24 protein-coding genes are annotated in these 17,138 nt (G+C 48.7%); 9 read left to right on the plus strand and 15 right to left on the minus strand.

Features of this window, described 5'->3' with window-relative positions; all coding sequences use genetic code 11:
- The first annotated feature begins 53 nt into the window (after positions 1-53).
- From NC980_RS19400 to NC980_RS19415, 4 genes are read left to right on the plus strand one after another with little or no spacing between them, the layout of a single operon-like run.
- Positions 54-323: a DUF1778 domain-containing protein gene (locus NC980_RS19400; protein ID WP_190376121.1), complete on the plus strand. Its 270-nt coding sequence runs from the start codon at positions 54-56 to the stop codon at positions 321-323.
- A complete protein-coding gene (locus NC980_RS19405; protein WP_190376122.1) occupies positions 314-817 on the plus strand; it encodes a GNAT family N-acetyltransferase in 504 nt (167 codons plus the stop codon). Before NC980_RS19400 ends, NC980_RS19405 begins: the two co-directional genes overlap by 10 nt.
- A 39-nt stretch (positions 818-856) precedes the next feature.
- The gene (locus NC980_RS19410; RefSeq protein WP_190376123.1) at positions 857-1,387 is read left to right on the plus strand and encodes an endonuclease/exonuclease/phosphatase family protein; all 531 of its coding nucleotides are present in this window, start codon (positions 857-859) and stop codon (positions 1,385-1,387) included.
- On the plus strand, positions 1,381-1,596 hold the full coding sequence (locus NC980_RS19415; RefSeq protein WP_190376124.1) for a hypothetical protein: 216 nt from the start codon (positions 1,381-1,383) through the stop codon (positions 1,594-1,596). Before NC980_RS19410 ends, NC980_RS19415 begins: the two co-directional genes overlap by 7 nt.
- Here NC980_RS19415 and NC980_RS19420 read toward each other — a convergent pair.
- Positions 1,593-2,207 (minus strand): UbiX family flavin prenyltransferase, encoded by a 615-nt coding sequence (locus tag NC980_RS19420; protein ID WP_190376125.1) that lies wholly within the window; start codon positions 2,205-2,207, stop codon positions 1,593-1,595. The genes NC980_RS19415 and NC980_RS19420 overlap by 4 nt on opposite strands.
- Positions 2,208-2,255: 48 nt before the next feature.
- Complete coding sequence (locus tag NC980_RS19425) at positions 2,256-4,619, minus strand: ribonuclease R family protein (RefSeq protein ID WP_190376126.1); 2,364 nt, start codon at positions 4,617-4,619, stop codon at positions 2,256-2,258.
- A gap of 139 nt (positions 4,620-4,758) precedes the next feature.
- Here NC980_RS19425 and NC980_RS19430 point away from each other — a divergent pair, with 139 nt between their 5' ends.
- The 3 genes from NC980_RS19430 to NC980_RS19440 all read left to right on the plus strand — a co-directional run bounded on the left by NC980_RS19430 (position 4,759) and on the right by NC980_RS19440 (position 6,421).
- Positions 4,759-4,992 (plus strand): hypothetical protein, encoded by a 234-nt coding sequence (locus NC980_RS19430; RefSeq protein WP_190376127.1) that lies wholly within the window; start codon positions 4,759-4,761, stop codon positions 4,990-4,992.
- Positions 4,993-5,205: 213 nt separating this feature from the next.
- A complete protein-coding gene (locus NC980_RS19435) occupies positions 5,206-5,946 on the plus strand; it encodes a thioredoxin domain-containing protein (protein WP_190376128.1) in 741 nt (246 codons plus the stop codon).
- Between the two features lie 19 nt (positions 5,947-5,965).
- Positions 5,966-6,421 carry a DVUA0089 family protein gene (locus NC980_RS19440; protein ID WP_190376129.1) on the plus strand — a complete coding sequence of 152 codons (456 nt, stop codon included), beginning with the start codon at positions 5,966-5,968 and terminating at the stop codon, positions 6,419-6,421.
- A gap of 61 nt (positions 6,422-6,482) precedes the next feature.
- Here NC980_RS19440 and NC980_RS19445 read toward each other — a convergent pair whose 3' ends face one another.
- Both NC980_RS19445 and NC980_RS19450 read right to left on the minus strand, forming a co-directional pair.
- Positions 6,483-6,821: a P-II family nitrogen regulator gene (locus tag NC980_RS19445; protein WP_059000501.1), complete on the minus strand. Its 339-nt coding sequence runs from the start codon at positions 6,819-6,821 to the stop codon at positions 6,483-6,485.
- Between the two features lie 212 nt (positions 6,822-7,033).
- Complete coding sequence (locus tag NC980_RS19450) at positions 7,034-7,618, minus strand: hypothetical protein (RefSeq protein ID WP_206753812.1); 585 nt, start codon at positions 7,616-7,618, stop codon at positions 7,034-7,036.
- A 211-nt stretch (positions 7,619-7,829) separates the two neighbouring features.
- Here NC980_RS19450 and queF point away from each other — a divergent pair, with 211 nt between their 5' ends.
- Positions 7,830-8,228 (plus strand): preQ(1) synthase, encoded by a 399-nt coding sequence (gene queF / locus NC980_RS19455; protein WP_190376131.1) that lies wholly within the window; start codon positions 7,830-7,832, stop codon positions 8,226-8,228.
- Here queF and NC980_RS19460 read toward each other — a convergent pair.
- The 8 genes from NC980_RS19460 to NC980_RS19495 are packed head-to-tail and all read right to left on the minus strand — an operon-like array spanning position 8,206 to position 14,067.
- On the minus strand, positions 8,206-8,589 hold the full coding sequence (locus NC980_RS19460) for a DUF2809 domain-containing protein (RefSeq protein WP_190376132.1): 384 nt from the start codon (positions 8,587-8,589) through the stop codon (positions 8,206-8,208). The genes queF and NC980_RS19460 overlap by 23 nt on opposite strands.
- Positions 8,590-8,826 (minus strand): hypothetical protein, encoded by a 237-nt coding sequence (locus NC980_RS19465; protein WP_190376133.1) that lies wholly within the window; start codon positions 8,824-8,826, stop codon positions 8,590-8,592.
- 13 nt (positions 8,827-8,839) lie between these two features.
- Positions 8,840-10,213 carry a cytochrome c biogenesis protein gene (locus NC980_RS19470; protein ID WP_190376134.1) on the minus strand — a complete coding sequence of 458 codons (1,374 nt, stop codon included), beginning with the start codon at positions 10,211-10,213 and terminating at the stop codon, positions 8,840-8,842.
- A 3-nt stretch (positions 10,214-10,216) separates the two neighbouring features.
- On the minus strand, positions 10,217-10,948 hold the full coding sequence (locus NC980_RS19475) for a cytochrome c biogenesis protein CcdA (RefSeq protein ID WP_190376135.1): 732 nt from the start codon (positions 10,946-10,948) through the stop codon (positions 10,217-10,219).
- Between the two features lie 53 nt (positions 10,949-11,001).
- Entirely contained in the window at positions 11,002-12,207 is a 1,206-nt protein-coding gene (locus tag NC980_RS19480; RefSeq protein ID WP_190376136.1) for an FtsW/RodA/SpoVE family cell cycle protein, read from the minus strand.
- Entirely contained in the window at positions 12,204-12,782 is a 579-nt protein-coding gene (locus NC980_RS19485) for a hypothetical protein (RefSeq protein WP_242026701.1), read from the minus strand. Before NC980_RS19485 ends, NC980_RS19480 begins: the two co-directional genes overlap by 4 nt.
- A 32-nt stretch (positions 12,783-12,814) precedes the next feature.
- Entirely contained in the window at positions 12,815-13,843 is a 1,029-nt protein-coding gene (locus NC980_RS19490; RefSeq protein ID WP_190376137.1) for an alcohol dehydrogenase catalytic domain-containing protein, read from the minus strand.
- A gap of 26 nt (positions 13,844-13,869) precedes the next feature.
- Positions 13,870-14,067, minus strand: a complete 198-nt coding sequence (locus tag NC980_RS19495) for a hypothetical protein (protein WP_190376138.1) — start codon at positions 14,065-14,067, stop codon at positions 13,870-13,872.
- Positions 14,068-14,216: 149 nt separating this feature from the next.
- Here NC980_RS19495 and NC980_RS19500 point away from each other — a divergent pair, with 149 nt between their 5' ends.
- A complete protein-coding gene (locus NC980_RS19500) occupies positions 14,217-14,804 on the plus strand; it encodes a Crp/Fnr family transcriptional regulator (protein WP_190376139.1) in 588 nt (195 codons plus the stop codon).
- Positions 14,805-14,808: 4 nt separating this feature from the next.
- Here the strand turns inward: NC980_RS19500 and NC980_RS19505 are convergent, their stop codons facing one another.
- The 3 genes from NC980_RS19505 to NC980_RS19515 form a co-directional block, all read right to left on the minus strand.
- Entirely contained in the window at positions 14,809-15,000 is a 192-nt protein-coding gene (locus NC980_RS19505; protein WP_190376140.1) for a hypothetical protein, read from the minus strand.
- Positions 15,001-15,231: 231 nt separating this feature from the next.
- Positions 15,232-15,486, minus strand: coding sequence for a hypothetical protein (locus tag NC980_RS19510; RefSeq protein ID WP_190376141.1), 255 nt, complete (start codon positions 15,484-15,486; stop codon positions 15,232-15,234).
- 93 nt (positions 15,487-15,579) lie between these two features.
- Positions 15,580-17,112, minus strand: coding sequence for an ATP-binding protein (locus NC980_RS19515; RefSeq protein ID WP_206753813.1), 1,533 nt, complete (start codon positions 17,110-17,112; stop codon positions 15,580-15,582).
- Positions 17,113-17,138 lie beyond the last annotated feature (26 nt).

The raw sequence follows: 17,138 nt of genomic DNA on the forward strand, positions 1-17,138 counted from the left end.
CCTTGTAGGGGCATTGTATATACAATTGTCTTATACAGGTTTGGCAATGAGTCATGGATCAAGCGCGTGATGTCACGATTAATATTCGCGCCACACAGAGCCAGCGCGATCTGATTGATTATGCGGCTGAGGTGCAAGGCAAAAGTCGATCGGAATTTATGCTGGAATCGGCGTATCAGAAGGCGCAGGATGTATTGCTCGATCGCAGTTTTTTCGCGTTAGATAAACAGAAATTCGATCAATTTGAAGCTCTTCTAGATGCGCCACCTGCATCAAACGATCGACTTCGTGCCCTTCTGACCACAAAAGCGCCGTGGGAATAGATCAGCTTCGTCCGCCTGAAAGGATTAATTCATCTCATCATCTTGAAGGCTTCGATTCAGGAAATACTCAACTAGACGATTGGCTCAAACGCCGCGCTTTGAAAAACGAAGCAGAAGGAGCGTCTCGAACTTACGTCTTGTGTGAAGGCGATCAGGTCATTGGATATTACTGCCTTGCAAATGGAGCCGTAGCGCAGACGGAGGCAACAGGGCGAATTCGACGGAATATGCCTGAGCCAATTCCGGTGATGGTGATTGGACGATTGGCAGTTGATCGCCAATGGCAAGGTCAAGGGATCGGACGAGCATTGCTTCGGGATGCAATCTTACGAACGCTCCAGGCTGCTGAGATTGCTGGAATTCGAGCGATTTTGGTTCATGTCATTTCAGATGAGGCGAAGCAGTTTTATGAGAAATGTGGGTTTGCTGCTTCAGCGATCGATGCAATGACGCTGATGATTCGGGTGAAAGATGCGATCGCTTCACTTAGCTGATGGGGTAAATAGACTTGCAATAGCTGGTGAGATATCGCTGTGACTTCATCTATTCGTTTTCGGATTGCAACTTGGAACCTAGAACGTCCCAGGCAAAACGGTTGGATTAAAAATCAGCGTCGGCTCGATCGAATTCGTGAAATTGATGCAGATATTTGGGTGCTGACCGAGACTAATGCAGCGATCGACCTAAAACCCGATTATGAATACGTTGCAACTGTTCCTTATCAAGGACACAAACCAGGTGAGAACCTCACAACGCTTTGGTCGCGATGGAGGATTCTTCGCTGTATTCCCACTTTTGATCCGACTTATGCGGTTTGTGCTGAAGTAGAGTCGCCCTTCGGATTAATGCTTGTTTATGGAACTGTGATTACTTGGGCGAATGACAAAGGAATCAGTGGAACTGCGAAGAAATGGGAGAAAATCGATCGATTCAACAGCATCACGAAGATTGGCTACGGATTCAGAAACAATATCCGTCACATCTCATGTGTATCGCAGGTGATTTTAATCAAAGTCGCGATAAGTCGGGCTGGTACGAAGAGAAGCAGTCAGTTGAGATGTTGAGTGCTGCTTTGCATGATCTTTCACTGGTTTGTGTGACCGAGCAAAAGTTTCAAGGACTTTCACGATCGACCATTGACCATATCTGCTTATCTGAATGTCTAGTTCCTTACAAGATGTCAGCGAACGCATGGGAGGGCGAAACACCAGAGCGCGGCAGGATGAGCGATCATAACGGTGTATTCGTTGACTTGCGACAAGAAGTTTGTTAGTCCGTTTCTTTCCAGCGATCGATCCCTACACAATCAATCTCAAACTGATCCAACGCCCGCGCTACGACAAAATCAACCAGGTCTTCGATCGTCTGCGGATTGTGATACCAAGCCGGAATTGCCGGAACAATCCGCGCTCCTGCCTCTGCCAAAGTCGTTAGATTGCGGAGGTGAATCAAACTAAACGGAGTCTCACGCGGCACAATCACCAATTTACGACCTTCTTTAAGCTGCACATCTGCCGATCGTTCCAGCAAATCTGAGCTTAATCCTGCTGCAAGTTTGCCAACGGTACTCATGCTGCAAGGAATTACCAACATTCCCAAGGTTCGGAAGGAGCCGCTTGCGATGTTCGCGCCGACATCACCCCAAGGATGGCAGGTGAGCTTACCGCTAAATTCGACTCCAGCTTGAGTGCGCCAGAATTGCTCTTGTTGAATGGGTTCTGGGGGCATTCGGATACCGAGTTCTGCTTGCCAAACCATGTAGGTTGCTTTGGATGCCACAAGCTCGATCGCGTAATCTGCTGATAAAAGATACTTCAACGCCCGAACTGCATAAATCAAGCCCGAAGCCCCGGAAACCCCAATAATCAAAGGACGTTTAATCACAGCGCAATCCCGAATAAAAAATGCGGGTGTATTTTCCCGCACTTTCTATTATTCCTCACCAAATTCGTCATCGGAGAGAGCAGTGTCAGACTGGAACTCTGATGAGTCTTCGGTATCAAAGATTTCATCGGTGGCTTCACTGCCGCCGCCAACTGCGATTAAGTCAATCTGCTGACGGTAGTAATCGACGCTCTTGACTTGAACTTCGATGCGATCGCCCAATCGATACTGTTTCCGATTTTTCCGACCGACGAGGGTTTGCTGGCGCGATCGGAATTCGTACCAGTCGTCTTTCAATGAACTGACGTGAACCAAACCTTCCACCAAGAGTTCTTCAAGCTCCACGAATAAGCCGTAGGACTGGACTCCGGTGATCAAGCCGTGGAATACTTCACCCGTGCGCTCTTTCATTAATTCGGCTTTTTTCAAGCCTTCAAGATCGTTTTCGGCATCTTGAGCGATTTTCTCGCGTTCGGTGAGATGAACGACGATCGCGCCGAAATGACCTTCGAGTTCTTGATGTAAATCGGTTGGAAGAACATTCCAGTTGATTTGACCGTGACAGGAACTATGGCGCAAATCTACGCTGTCCTTGACGCGAGAAGAACGTCGATCGCGTCCTTCTTCAAACACCGCATGAAGCGCTCGATGCACCAGCAAATCAGGATAACGACGCACCGGAGAGGTGAAATGTGTATAGCCTTGCTCCAACGCCAAGCCGAAATGCGGTTTCGGTTGAGTGCTGTAGAAGGCGGGCTTCATCGTCGAAAGCAGCAGGTAAGTCAAAACGCGCTCAGCATTCGATTCTGCAAACGCATGGGTAAAGTTCTGATAATCCTGTGGACGAACTTCCTCTTCCTGCTCAAGCTTCAGCTCAATCCCCATGCTGACGGCAAGCTTAACCAGTTCTTGCACTTCTTCGAGATCGGGTGTGGGATGAACTCGATACACTCCCGGAATTCCTAACGCCTGTAGATGAGATGCAACGGTTTGATTTGCAAGTAACATTAACTCGACGATCATTGAGTGAATCGGCAGCAAGGAAGAAACGACAACCGCACCGAGAACGCCTTCATCATCGTAGTGGAACTTGCTGAAGGTAAATTTACCCGCTTCTTCGGGCGATTCTGAGCCATCGGGACGAGCGTAGATTTTCTCAGGCAGGTTTAGTTCAAACGCGCCTCGCTTGCGTCGCTGATCTTTAATCGCGTGGCTAAGGCGATCGAGCTGCGCCAACAGTTCAAAAATTGGCTCGAATTCTCTCAGCTCTTCGGTGTGCTGATCCGCCAAAATTGCTTCAGCTTGCTCATAGCTCAGTTTGTAATCCACCTGAATCACCGTCGGCTGAATCTCGAATTCCATCACTTGCCCGGATTCATCCAGCGTGATCAACACTGAAATGGCAAGGCGATCTTTTCCGGGTTGCAGCGAACAGAGATTGTCGGTGAGTTGCTCCGGCAGCATTGGGATTACCAATTCACCGAGATAAGCAGAAGTTCCGCGTCGTTGGGCTTCGCGATCAAGCGATGATCCCGCTTCCACATACCGCGCTACATCCGCAATGTGAATGCCTAAGCGCCAGTTCCCCGCCTTGGTTCGCTCTAACGTAATCGCATCATCCGCGCTGTCTTCGCTTTTCGCTTTGATCGTGAGGGTCGTCAATCCCCGTAAATCAACCCGTAAGTCAATTTCTGGCTTTGTCACCTTGTTCGGTAACTCCCTCGCGGCAGCTAAAACCGTTTCCGAAAACTCTCGCGGTAAGTCATGCTTGCAGCACACAATGTCAATATCTGCCGCATCATCATCTGCACCCAAAACTTTCGCCACTTTACCGAGTGGGGCGTGCTGCCCGATCGGATAGCGTTTCACCTGAACGTGCGCTAAATGATCGATCGCTTCATCCAGCGCCAGTCCGTTTTCATTCACCTGCAACTCAAACAACAAGCGATCGTCGAGAGGAACTGCCCGAAATTCACCCGCCTCGGTCTTTTTAATTCGGGCTAACACCGATGGATTTGACCGTTCTAAAATCAGACGAACTTCGCCTTCAGGACTGCGGCGACGACTGCCTTCTTTGGTGACGCGGACTAACACACGATCGCCATTCCAAGCGTGATTCAGTTGGCTTTCGCGAATGTAGATATCTTCCGAACCTTCGACATCTTGAATCGCAAAACAGAAGCCTTTACTCGAACAGCGTAATTTGCCTTCAACCACGCCGTCTTCGGTCACTCGGCGGTACTTGCCGCGTTCTTTGACCAGAACACCGACTTTTTCCAGTGCATCAAGTGCAATCTGTAAGCGGCGTAAACTGGCTTCGTCGTTGCACTCTAGCTTTTTCTCTAAAGCTTTGGGCGCAACCAATTTATCATCTGTGAAGTTAGCAAGTAACTCAGCGATCGAGAATTCCATGAAGCGGTATGTCCTCGTGTGTTCAACGGGGTGGTCAGGCTCAGCGGCTTTGAATTCGTCACTTATCACAAGATGTGATCGTTCAAGGCAGTTCTCGTACTGGCATCAAACGATCGCATCTTGGTAAATCAACAAGCCGATGAGCTTCCCAGTTTTAGCAGGTGGGAAGGCTGCGAACGGTGTGCAGGTGATCGATCGGAAGCGGGTTGAAGCTCCGAAGTTGACCAAAATCAACGGTTGCGGAAGTTCTGTTTCCAACTCAAAACACACTGCTGGGACTGCTGAATCCTGTAAAGTTGCTGTTCATCCCTGCAATCCGGATGGAGTAGCGAACTTTTGCGCGACTGCTCGACAGTCTTACGTCACCCAGTAAAGCGATCCCCCTTCTATTCTTACTCAGGTTGGGCGCGATGACACATCGATTCTGCAAGAAATGTAGAAGGTGGGTGGAGAGTGGGGAAAGAATTGCTTTTGCACAAGAGCGATCGGGTAGTCTCCTCAACGCTTATCCCTCGCTCCCCGCTTCTTTACCCTCGATAGCTAACATAAGCTATAGTGCGAGGGCAGATTTTAGAGCTAAGACGCAATGAGAAGGCTAAAACACTTCGCAAGCTGGTTATTGGTCAGCTTGATTTTATTTAGCTGTTCTGCTCCGGTGCAGGCAGATTCCACCAAAATTGATCCAAATTTTGAAGCCCAAGTTTTACAAGTCCTTCAGAAAAATCCCCAGGCGATTTTAGACTCGGTGCAAGCTTACCAGCGTGAGCAACAAGAAACTCAGCGCAAAGCACAGCAGTCCTTTATTCAGGAATTGCAGCAAAAGCCAAAAGCGGTGATCGCCCAATCACCGACTAAAGGAGCCGGAAAAACCGTTCTTGTTGAGTTTTCTGATTTTCAGTGCCCCTATTGTCAGGCGGCAGCCGGAACAGTGCGCGAGTTTGTGACAAAGAACCGCGATCGCGTCACACTGGTTTATAAGCATTTACCGTTAACTAGCATTCATGCTCAGGCACTCCCAGCCGCAAAAGCCGCTTGGGCTGCCGGACAGCAGGGGAAATTCTGGGAGTTTCACGATGGCTTGTTCGCACAGCAGCAACAGTTAGGTGAGCCGCTGTATGCGAGCTTGGCGAAAAGCTTAGGGTTAGACGTGACGCGCTTTGATCGCGATCGCAACTCTCAAGCTGCCGAAGCGGCGATCGCAGCGGATGTACAACTCGCAGAAAAGCTAGGCATTAATGGCACACCATTCTTTGTGATGAATGGTCGCGTGTTTTCAGGGGATGTTGAAATCGCTGCCCTAGAGCAGGTTTTAAGTCAAGCGCAGTAAAGCAAGGTGAGGAGTGAAGATGAAACGATGGATGGTTTGGGTTTGTGCAATGCCGGTCACGCTCGCGTGTGCCGCAGGCAGCGTACTTTCAACTCGTGCCATGGCACAAACGCCTAATCGCACGTATGCCCCGATTCCGCTGACTCCGGGGCGGGAAGTCAACGATCGCTTAGCCGATACGGATATTCCAACCGGAGACGGCAACTTTGCGCGGGATTATCTTGTGCAATTGCAGGCAGGGGATCAAATTGCGATCGATTTGTCTTCGGATAACTTCGATACGATCGTGGCGCTGATGTCTACGCGAGGAGCGACGATCGCAGAAAACGACGATGGTTCTGATGGCACGACCAATTCGCTGCTGTTTACGCGAATTGCGCGGGCAGGAAACTACATTGTGCGCGTGAAAGCGTTTGGAGAGACAGCAGGAGGCCCGTTTAAGCTGAAACTGACCCGATTAAGACCTACACCCTAAACAAAAGAGGCAACCGATATCAGTTGCCTCTTTTGTTTAGCTTAAGAAAAAATGATTGTCGTTAAACCGCTTCAAAGTTTTTCTCACCTGTGCGGATCCGAACCACTTGGTCAACGGGAGTAATGAAGATCTTACCGTCTCCAATTTCTCCGGTTCTGGCTGCCACGATGATTTTGTCAACCACCATGTCCACCTGATCGTCTTCGACCACGATTTCAATTTTGAGCTTTTGCAGAAACTCTACCGTGTATTCAGATCCCCGGTAGCGCTCAGTTTGGCCTTTCTGCCGTCCAAAGCCTCGGACTTCAGAAACAGTCATACCGACAATTCCAGCATTCACTAATGCAATTTTGACTTCATCGAGTTTAAATGGGCGAACAATCGCTTCTACTTTTTTCAAGCCTTACACTCCTTAATCCTAATTTCTATCGTTCGGGCATGACACTATGTATCATTGTTCACAAAGTAGATTTTGCAACATTTGATACAGATTCACAACTGAGTCTGCCCGATCGTAGTGCTGTTTCCGAGTTTCGCACGGAGCGATAAAAATCGGAATTCCCTGGTTGCAATTCGTAATTTCAGAATTGCAATGCGTTACGAATCAAGAAATTACTTAGCCGAAGGATTGAGTAAGGGACGCACCAGCAGGAAGCCTGCACCAAAAGCACTCACAACGATGAGTAAAATCACAGCGCCGAGCATCCAGCCGTTTAGCTCGATGCCTGATTCTTTTTCGAGTTTGAGTTTGCGCCGGGGTTGGCTGTCTTGCTCGATGACCAGCTTGTCGTCGTCCAGTGGTTTTAGCTCAAGGTGCGGCGGGATCACTTCAGCTTCCGGCTCTACGAGCATTCTCGGCGGCATCACCGGGATTTGAAATGAAACGGGTTCGCTGTCGAGGGTCAAATCGATCCGGGGCGGTGCCACAGGCTTGACTGGTGCGATCGAGTTAGAGAACTGGCGTAGGTTGAGTGCAGATTGAACGGCTTTTTCAATTTCCTGACGCAGTTGCTGATTTTGCTTGGTTAACTGCTGGTTTTGAGTTTTGATCGACTCCATTTCCGTTTTAGCTGCCTGGAGTTCGGCAACCACTTCTCGATAGACAGAGATGGGCACGGAGGGGGAATAACCAACCGACGGGGGCTGCGGGGGCAGGTTCACCGATCGGGGAGGCGTTTTTTGCGGCATTGGATTCATAGCAATAAGGTATTTCGGTCGAAGCGTAATGGAATGCCCTGAGAATAGCCGCAATTAAAGCAATCAAAGCGATTTTCGTCAAGATTCTTCTAGAAAAATTTCGATTTGGGGATCAATTTCGGGGATTGTACGGAGAAGTTCCTCAAGCGGATGGCGATCGTCGTGTAAATCCGATTGCTAAGATCAGTCAGGTTATTTTTTCAGATTCAACATGACACAAGCGCAAGAACGCCCAGAAGTGAAGTATGGGGAACGCCTGATCGAAGAAGGCAAGCTGATTACTTTTCCAAATCCACGACCGGGGCGACGCTACACGGTTTCGATTACGCTGCCGGAATTTACCTGTAAATGTCCGTTTTCGGGCTATCCCGATTTCGGCACAATTTATGTGAACTATGTGCCGGATCAGCGCGTGGTTGAACTCAAAGCGATCAAGCTGTATATCAATAGCTACCGCGATCGCTACATTTCTCACGAAGAAGCCGCGAATCAAATTCTCGATGATATCGTCGCTGCCTGCGATCCGCTAGAGATCTCTGTCAAAGCAGATTACACCCCTCGCGGGAATGTGCATACGGTGGTCGAAGTTAGCCATACGAAGCCCGTTTAAGCTGGCGCATTCCGAGCCATCCGACTGTGCTTCCGATCGCATAGGACGGAAAGTCTGACCACAGGAAGGTATTTCCGAGAATCAATCGTCCTGGAGGTGTGGCGCGGATGGCTTGGAGAAAAGGAGGCTGCCAGAGTTGCAAGAATTCGATCGCGCACGCAAAGATAAAAACGCCGATTACAGTTTTGGCGATCGGCGTTTTCGGAAAACAGAATTGAACCAGTGAAATAAAGAAGATTTGATAAGCAATACTTCCGAACACATCGCTAAACCAATTTGGAAATAGCGGCGAGAATCGTACGAAGTAACCGAGTGGAATGATGAGTGAGATCGTCAGCAGCAAAGAGACGCGATAAGGCATCTATACTCCATGTCCATCGCGACAAAATTCTGTTGAAAGAAGCTTGATATTGGATTGATGAAGCTGGGCAGTTTGCAAAAGTGCTTCAGTCGCTGCTCTCAATTCAGCGATTTCTTGACGCTGGGATTCAACCGTATTGTTGAGAAGTTCGATCGAAGTTCTTAGCGAAGCGTTGAGAGTAAGTTGGCTTCCGATCTCAGCTTCAAGCCGATCAAGTCGAGGCCTGTCTTGTATCACAGCGATTTACTCCTTAAGTTTGTGCAAGTTGGCTAGTTGGAGTTGATTCTGTTTGATTTTGGTCGATCGCGTCCAGGATTCCCAGAAATTCCCGTTCAAACGTGACTTGGGCGCGGTTGGTTCTGCCGCCAATGTAAATCGCGCCATCTTTCTCTAAGCCCCAAACTTGCGAGTGGGAAATATAGCTCATAATTACGCCTAGCATCAGTAGCCCGAAGCCGAGATAGACGATCGGAATACCCGGATCAGCTTTGATTTGTAGTCCGGTGCTACCGATGAGATCCACGATCGACAGTCGCACCCCTTTCACCTCGACTGCCATTCCTTTACGCACCGTAGCAATCAGCTTACCGTCCATGTCGTAAATTAACAGCAAGCCTTGTAAGTCTTTTGCCACTAGAGAAACACCATCGCTCATGTCTGGTTTTAACGGGAGCCAAGTCCCCCAAACTCGACCACCAACAGCATTCAGTTTTGCCATTGGAGATTGCAGCACCGGACTGTTATTCAGTCGGACTTGAATCGCTGCGATCGACCAGTCCGCTTGATACATCGTTACGCCGTTATGCTTCATCGGCTCATTGACGTGAATGGTTTTGCGATCGACCTCCTTTCCATCTTTGTCCAGCACAGACAGATCCGAATAGAACTGATCAATCTCACCCGTGGGCAGATAGTCAATCCAAAATCGATTCACTTTTACTGACCAATCCTGGGGAATTTGCGGAGCCGCCCAAACTCCCGCATCGACTACGTGATCGATTTTGAACGTGCCGCCACTGGGAACCATTTCTTGAGCCATAAAGCCTGTGGTTGCCCCGATTACGCCGCCCACCAAAACCAGAATCATGGCAGCGTGAACGACGATCGGCCCGACTCGCCCGATTAGTCCTTTGTGTGCATACAGCTTTTCGCCGTCCCGGAAAACCTTATAGTTGCGTTGTGCTAGCAGTTTTGAAACTTGATCTAAGTCACCCTTGGGGAACTCTGCGCTCAAGGCAAATTTACGAAATTGCCGCGACTCGCTGTAGAAGTTCCAAGTGCGGGAAAACCAGCGCAGCGCAGGTAATTGGCGCGTAAAGGTACAAGCCGTTAAGCTTGCGCCAAACAGAATCAGTAAAGCTAAATACCACCACGTTCGATAGACATGATCCAACCCTGCGGTTAATAACACTTTCCAAGTTAGAAAGCCAAACAGCGCAGGATGTTCAGGATAATTAGATTGGTAATACGCGATCGACTGCCCTTGTTCGATCACAGTTCCAGTAATGCTGAACACGGCGATCGCCAATAGCAGTACGATCGCCAACTTTAAATCTGCTAAAACCGGAAGTAATTCTTTTTTGAAATACCGTTTTGGAACGTTCACAAATTCTGCAAGAGTCATAATCTAAAGCGCAAACCGCGACATTAACGAAAACACACCAAATCCAACCAATAAAGCACCGCTCACAGGCGTAATCCAACCCGACCAGCGCCGCAACTCTAACAGTTTTTTAATCGCTGCCGTGAACGTTCCCGCTAAGATTAACGGTGCAACATATCCAGCCGTGTAACACAACAGAAGTGAACCCCCCAACACGGGATCTTTCGTCGTGGCAATCCAGGTCAAAATCGTCGCTAAAACCGGAGTGCTACAAGGCGAAGCTACTAACCCAAAGGTCACGCCTAAAAGATACGATCGCACCCCCGCAGGCAGTTCCTGAGAAATCCATTCCGTACCTCCAATCGACGGCATCGCAAAGGGTAACGCTTCAAGCAAATTCAAGCCCATCAAGATCGCGACGATACTGACCACGATCGGCAATCCCACGCCAACCTGCCCGTAAACTTTGCCAAGCAGCGTCGCTCCAATTCCCAATGCTGCTAAGGTGGTCGCCAATCCCAGCGAAAACCAGGTGGATTGCGCTGCCGCTTGCCAGCGAGACTTTGCCTCATACCCACCGATATAGCCAATCGTAATCGGTAGCATCGACAACGTGCAGGGAGTCAAACTGGTCAGCAATCCTGCCGCAAAAATCACACCAATGCTCACTGGAGTCAGATGTGCAAGCTGGGTTGAAACCAAGCGATCGGCGAACTGCGACAGTTCGTAGAGTTGAGTTTGGAGCGTCTCGAACATAAGGCAAATCTAAGAATATGAAGCGATTTGAAGCGCTTCTAATATTCTAGGATTTAACGAGACGGTCTGGGCTTGGTTCGTCGGGTTCGCGCTTCAGCAAACGAAACCACCTTAGAATTTTCGCCGATCGACATCACACTCGCTTCGCTACTTTCACGCGCTACCCGAATGAGTAACGCTGCACACACTAAACTCGAAATCATCGAATTCATCCCATAGCTGAAGAACGGCAGCGGTAATCCCGTAGTTGGCAGTACCCCCGTCGCAACCCCGATGTTTAAGAGCGACTGACCCACCAGCATCACCATCACCCCGATCGCCACTAGCCGATGAATTGCATTCTTCGCGCCCCGCGCCACAATTAATGCCAGCGTTGCATATGCAGCCAACATCAGCATCAATAACAGACCGCCGATTAAACCAAACTCCTCCGCAAACACCGCAAAGATAAAATCGGTGTACTGAATTGGCAAGTAAAACAGTTTTTGCTGCGATGAACCAAAGCCCGATCCGGTAATTCCCCCCGATCCAACCGCTAACAAACTTTGAATCAATTGATAGCCATCTTGCAGTGGATCAGCCCAAGGATTGAGAAAGGACATCACCCGCCGTCGCTGGTACTCTCGGATACTAATACTAAGCACTGCCAGAGTCAGACCTGCTGCTGCGGTTCCCCCCAGATAAAGGTAAGGCAATCCTGCCGCAAGTGCGACCAACCATAGCGTCATGCCACAAAGCGCGGTGGTGCTTAAGTTCGGCTGAAGCAAAATTCCGACTAGCAGCAAACAAAATAGCCCGATCCAAGTCAGCCGCACTCGCCAAGTCAGCCGCTCCCATTGTCCAAAAATCCGCGCACTCTGTAACACCAGAAATGGTTTAATCCACTCTGACGGCTGAAACAAAAACGTGCCGACCTCAAACCAGCGCTGACCGCCATTCACTTCTCGCCCAATTATCGTAGTCAGCAGAATTCCGCCGAGTAATCCAATAAACGCGAAACTCGAAATGCCCTGGATATACCGAAGTGGGGAATGAATCAGGATATTGAACAAAATCATGCCGATCGCGATCGCGACCAGTTGCCGCTTAAAGTAGTGCAACCCATCACCGATCGCATCTCCGACAGGAAATGAGGCACTATACATCACCGCAAGCCCAACAAACAACCAGACGAACGTGAGCCAGCGCAACAATCGGGGAGTCACTGCCCAATCCATCGCGGTTGTGTCAAAAAACGGAATGTAGTGCCGCCAGTTCATCGATTTGTTAACTCCGATCGCAATTTTTCTAGATCATCCAGCAGAAACACCGTCAATTGTCCTGAGTAGGCTCTGCCGTTCTCGGTTTGAGCAATCTCAAGCCAGTAGGCAAAGCGTTCTCCCTGTCTTAACTCTCCTTGCAGCGCCGCGATTTGGGAATTTTGCTGAGTCACTGCTTCTTGGATGCGTGCCTCGGTTGGGTAAGATTTGACGATCGTGCTTGCCGCAAAATCTTGAGCAATCTCCAATCCGTAAATCAATCGCACCGAGTCCCGGAGCCGATTCAAAGTCACGCCGTTTCGCATATCGAATAGCGACAGCGTTTCACTGCGAATAATTCGCCCTCCGGGTGCAAGTCGAGTTATTTTACCAGGTGGATACAACGACGCATCAAATGTTAGCTGTTGTGCGGCGGTATTGACGCGGCGAACTAAAAACTTTTCGTTTTGACTGGGGCGAATGGTGGAATTCGACTGCATCCACACAGCAGCTTCGTCGATCGTTTGTCCGGGGATCGCTTGTGCCGGGGTCGCCATCAGCATCAGTCCACCCATGATTAAGCCAATCTTTTTCATTGCTCCTACTCCAAACAAGACAGGCTTATGATTCACCCGTTTGGCTCAATTGCAACTTTGATTACTTTTCGTTGTTTCATGTCCTGAAAGACTTGCTCTAGGTTTTGCAAGGGTTGGCGATCGCTGATCAATAGCTCAAACGGAATTGTTTCACTTGCAAGCAGATCGAGCGCTGAGCGGACAAACTCCGGAGTGTTATGAAACACTCCTTTGAGCGTCAGTTCATTGTAGTGGAGTTGGTCAGTATTGACGGAAATTGTTGTATCACGTGGACAGCCTCCGAATAGGTTGACGGTCGCGCCCGGACGAGCGCAGGCGATCGCGGTTTCCCAGACGCTCGGAATTCCGGTGGCTTCGATTACAATATCTGCGCCCCATCCGTCTGTTAGTTCTTTTACCAATTGCGGCAAATCCGGAATTTGCCGGTAGTTAAAGGCTTCTACCGCACCGAATTTTTTCGCAATTTCTAATCGTTGCTGGTTGCCTCCAAACACATAAAATTCTGTGTTTGAAGCCATAGCCGCGACGAACATTAAGCCGATCGCACCATCACCCAGTAAAACAACGCGATCGCCGGATTTATAGTTTGATCTCGAAACGCCATGCAGCACACAAGCTAGAGGTTCTGTCATCGCGGCGATCGCATCTGGAAGATGATCGGGAATGGATAAAAGATTGCGCTGAACGATCGCGCTTGGAATTTTCAGATACTGGGCGAATGTACCGTTGTTGAAGCTGAGATCGGTACAGAGTGAGAATTCTTGGCGGTTGCAGAAAAAACAGGTCAGGCAAGGCGCGGAATTGTTGGCAACGACGCGATCGCCAATTTTCCAGTTTGTTACAGAGTTGCAGATCGCAACAATTTCTCCAGCGGCTTCGTGTCCAAACAACGTTGGCAAGTTCAGCATTTTGGCGTGTCCGCCGCGTCGCCAGACTTTCAAATCTGTGCCGCAAGTTGTCGCGGCTCCGACCTTGATCACGACTTCTCCGGCTGCGGGCGTGGGATCTTCTACCGTTTCTAATCGCAGATCTTCCTGTCCGTAGAGTAATGCAGCTAACACAACGCTCCTCGGTTATTTGAACAAATTTATTGAACTGCGATCGCCAAACTAAAAAATCCGAAGCGGCGATGCAGCGCCCCAAATCTAATGCCCTCCAGCGCAGCCAGTAGCTTTTCACCAAGCGTCAAACAAAGATAAAGCAAACCGGCAAACAACGCAATGCTGATTAAACCGCCAACTACTCGTCGATTTGAAAATGCGGGAATTCCAAGCGAATAACGCAACGAGTCGGTTTACAAAAAGTCCGATCGTGCTACTATCAAGCGTATTGAATACGGTAAATCAATCGGATTATTGTATTTTAATTGAAGCCATCTCTGTAGATCGCTTTATTTAGCGATGCAGAACTTCCGTTAAATTACGAGGTTTGCTCATGCAGTCCATTCTTCCGTCTGTCGTTTCGCGATCCCAATCTGCAACGCGAACGTTTAAGCGGCGATCAATTATTCCGCTTCAACCAGTGGCGCTTTGGCGAATTGAATCGGGAGTCGTCCGAACACTCAGTTGGCTAGAAGATGGCTCAACAATCACCCTGGGATTGTGTGGAGCAGGTGATGTTGTGGGGAAATTGCTCTGCGCGATCGACCCCTATCAAATCGAGTGTTTAACCGAAGTAGAGGTAACACCCCTTTCTCCCAATGAGTGGTGTCCTGATCCTGCTTTTCTTTTAGCGCGAGTCCAACAGGCTGAAGAGTTTATGCTGATTCGCAGCCATCGTCGAGTTGAAGAAATGCTATTAAAGCTGCTCACTTGGCTATCAAAGAAATTTGGGCGCGAAGTGCAACACGGTCATCTGATTGAGTTGCGCCTGACCCATCAAGACCTAGCAGAAATGTTAGGAACAACTCGCGTCACGATTACTCGTGTCCTTAAACAATTCGAGCAACAAGGTATTGTTCAACGACTACCCAATCAGGTGACATTACTACAACCGGAAGCAACTTGGCACTATGAAATTTAAAGCGCTAAGAATCAACTTGCTCAGATCGCGTAGCATCTAGGTTAATAGATGGTTCTGGAGTAAAAACAGCGACTACGGTGGCGAAACCAAGCGCCAAGAGAAACAGAACCGCGATCGTTTCTAAGTCTGACTTCAGCAGCTTTAACCAGGATTGTTTCTGCCCACCATCGAGCAGCGACAACAGTCGAGTAAGCATTAGAGATCACCGATGAATGATGTAATTGGACTTTTGCAGCTTGATACGAAGAGGCTCTACAAGATGTGACATACAATTTCCTGAAGCGATACCACAGAACTTAGCCCGAATAGTTGTGTGGAACTCTAAAAATTGTTGTCTGCAATATCCGGTTCCAGGAGCGATTAGCGAATTGCAGTACAAGCCCATTGCAGTGCAAGTTCATTGAAAGTGGTTAGTTATTGATAATATTCAGCTTCCTGGTAGTTGAGCATTCTCGACCAAGCCGAGCAACTCTTGCGGCAAGTGAAGCATTTCCTGCCACAACTGAGCGGGACTAATTCCAAACAAATACTGCAACCCAAAAACAATCGCAATAATTGTTAGGAGCAATCCTCCGGCCCCGCTTAAAATTCTTAATAGGAGTCGGAGCAGTAGAAATGCTACAACGATCGCTGAGATAACTAACACAGTTTGTGAATCGACAGATGCCAGCAAATTATCCATAGCTTTAGAGCAAAGAAGTCCGCAGCATTATTTTATTATCGTTAAAGCACTGGATAAGTTTAGGAGTAGCACTTACTTGATCGCTGCTATTGACTAACATAGCGGAAAGCAAACGGTAAACGTTGTTCCTTGATTCTCACCTGCACTTTCTACCGTGACTGATCCTTGGTGCAGTTCCACCAGTTGACGCACGATCGCTAAGCCCAAACCTAATCCTTTCTCAGAAGCCGCATTGGCCGCATCCTGACGAAAACGATCAAATACATAAGGCAGAAACTCCGAGTGAATCCCGATTCCAGTATCAATCACTTTGATTTGAGCCGTGGATTGATTGCTAGTCAGTTGCACGGTGATATTTCCACCTTCAGGCGTGAACTTAATCGAGTTGGTCAGCAGATTCAGAACAATTTGCTGCAAACGTTTGGGATCGCCAGAAATTGTTGCATCGAGATCCACTGCATTAAAGTCAATGTAAAGCTGCTTTGCTTCTGCTGCAAGCTTCACCCCCTCAATTGCTGCTGAAATGACACTATATAAACTAACCGCCATTAGCTTGAGCGTCAGTCGCCCGTGCACCATTCGAGACATATCCAGCAGATCTTCGATCAGTTGAGATTGAACTTCGGCGTTGCGCTCGATCGTTTCTAAAGCACGCTCAATTGAATCGGGATCGAGCCTGCGGGTACGGAGAATTTTCGCCCAACCTAAGATTGCGTTGAGCGGGGTTTTCAGTTCGTGCGTCACGATCGCAAGAAATTCATCTTTATCTTGGTTTGCGGTTTCTGCTTTGACCCGCGCTGCTTTTTCCAGCGTTAACAATTGAGAACGATGTAACTCTTGATGCTTTATCTGCGTGATATCTTGTGTAATTCCTAGCATTCGCACAGGTTCACCTTGCTCATTCCGGTGAATTTGTCCTTTGCAGCTTAACCAGCGAATTTCTCCAGTTGGCTTAATGATGCGATATTCATTCTGTAGTTCTGTTGCAGACTGTAAGGCATGAGACAACCTTGCTTGGGCTGCGGCACGATCGCTAGGATGAACCATCGTTTCCCAGGCTTGAAGCATGGTCGGGCAGTTATTGGAGTCAAGTCCGACTAGCTCGATATAATTTGGTGACCAGGACAACCGATCCGTCACCAAATCCCATTCCCAAGCCCCCATTTGTGCCGATTCGAGCGCTAAGCGTAGGCGATCTTCGCTTTGTTTTAGCGCGATTTGGCTGTAGTGCAGTTGTCTTAGGTGCTGCTCGTTGTCGAATGCAGTTTGGTGACGCAGGATGGCACTTTGTAGCGTATGTCGTAGCACTTCCGGCGTAAGACTGCAATCGAGAATATAGTCTTTTGCGCCTGCTTGCAGAAACTCGTAGGCAATTGCAGTTGAAGAAACAATCACCACGATCGGCAAGACTGCCTCGTATTGTTCAAACTCTGTCAGGTCAGCAAGCTCTGAGTTGAATAAGATTGCTTGAGGAATTGTGTGCTGCAAAATTTTCAGCGCAGAGCAGCTAGAATCAGCCTGAAGAACTTGGTAATTGATCCCATCGCTCTGAGATAAATACCGCTCGTAGGCTTGTCGATCGTCGGGGGAGCGATCAACAATCAAAATAGTACAGTGCTGCTCCATGATCGCTCTGCCGGGGTGAAACTTCC

The sequence above is a fragment of the Leptolyngbya sp. AS-A5 genome, assembly GCF_039962495.1.
In the GTDB taxonomy this organism is placed as follows: domain Bacteria; phylum Cyanobacteriota; class Cyanobacteriia; order Leptolyngbyales; family Leptolyngbyaceae; genus Leptolyngbya.

Coding starts and splice junctions, on each gene's coding strand:
- NC980_RS19400 (WP_190376121.1), top strand. CDS start 54: ATGGATCAAGCGCGTGATGTCACGATTAATATTCGCGCCACACAGAGC.
- NC980_RS19415 (WP_190376124.1), top strand. CDS start 1,381: ATGTTGAGTGCTGCTTTGCATGATCTTTCACTGGTTTGTGTGACCGAG.
- NC980_RS19425 (WP_190376126.1), bottom strand. CDS start 4,619: ATGGAATTCTCGATCGCTGAGTTACTTGCTAACTTCACAGATGATAAA.
- NC980_RS19430 (WP_190376127.1), top strand. CDS start 4,759: ATGAGCTTCCCAGTTTTAGCAGGTGGGAAGGCTGCGAACGGTGTGCAG.
- NC980_RS19435 (WP_190376128.1), top strand. CDS start 5,206: ATGAGAAGGCTAAAACACTTCGCAAGCTGGTTATTGGTCAGCTTGATT.
- NC980_RS19440 (WP_190376129.1), top strand. CDS start 5,966: ATGAAACGATGGATGGTTTGGGTTTGTGCAATGCCGGTCACGCTCGCG.
- NC980_RS19450 (WP_206753812.1), bottom strand. CDS start 7,618: ATGAATCCAATGCCGCAAAAAACGCCTCCCCGATCGGTGAACCTGCCC.
- queF (WP_190376131.1), top strand. CDS start 7,830: ATGACACAAGCGCAAGAACGCCCAGAAGTGAAGTATGGGGAACGCCTG.
- NC980_RS19460 (WP_190376132.1), bottom strand. CDS start 8,589: ATGCCTTATCGCGTCTCTTTGCTGCTGACGATCTCACTCATCATTCCA.
- NC980_RS19470 (WP_190376134.1), bottom strand. CDS start 10,213: ATGACTCTTGCAGAATTTGTGAACGTTCCAAAACGGTATTTCAAAAAA.
- NC980_RS19475 (WP_190376135.1), bottom strand. CDS start 10,948: ATGTTCGAGACGCTCCAAACTCAACTCTACGAACTGTCGCAGTTCGCC.
- NC980_RS19480 (WP_190376136.1), bottom strand. CDS start 12,207: ATGAACTGGCGGCACTACATTCCGTTTTTTGACACAACCGCGATGGAT.
- NC980_RS19485 (WP_242026701.1), bottom strand. CDS start 12,782: ATGAAAAAGATTGGCTTAATCATGGGTGGACTGATGCTGATGGCGACC.
- NC980_RS19500 (WP_190376139.1), top strand. CDS start 14,217: ATGCAGTCCATTCTTCCGTCTGTCGTTTCGCGATCCCAATCTGCAACG.
- NC980_RS19505 (WP_190376140.1), bottom strand. CDS start 15,000: ATGCTTACTCGACTGTTGTCGCTGCTCGATGGTGGGCAGAAACAATCC.
- NC980_RS19510 (WP_190376141.1), bottom strand. CDS start 15,486: ATGGATAATTTGCTGGCATCTGTCGATTCACAAACTGTGTTAGTTATC.
- NC980_RS19515 (WP_206753813.1), bottom strand. CDS start 17,112: ATGGAGCAGCACTGTACTATTTTGATTGTTGATCGCTCCCCCGACGAT.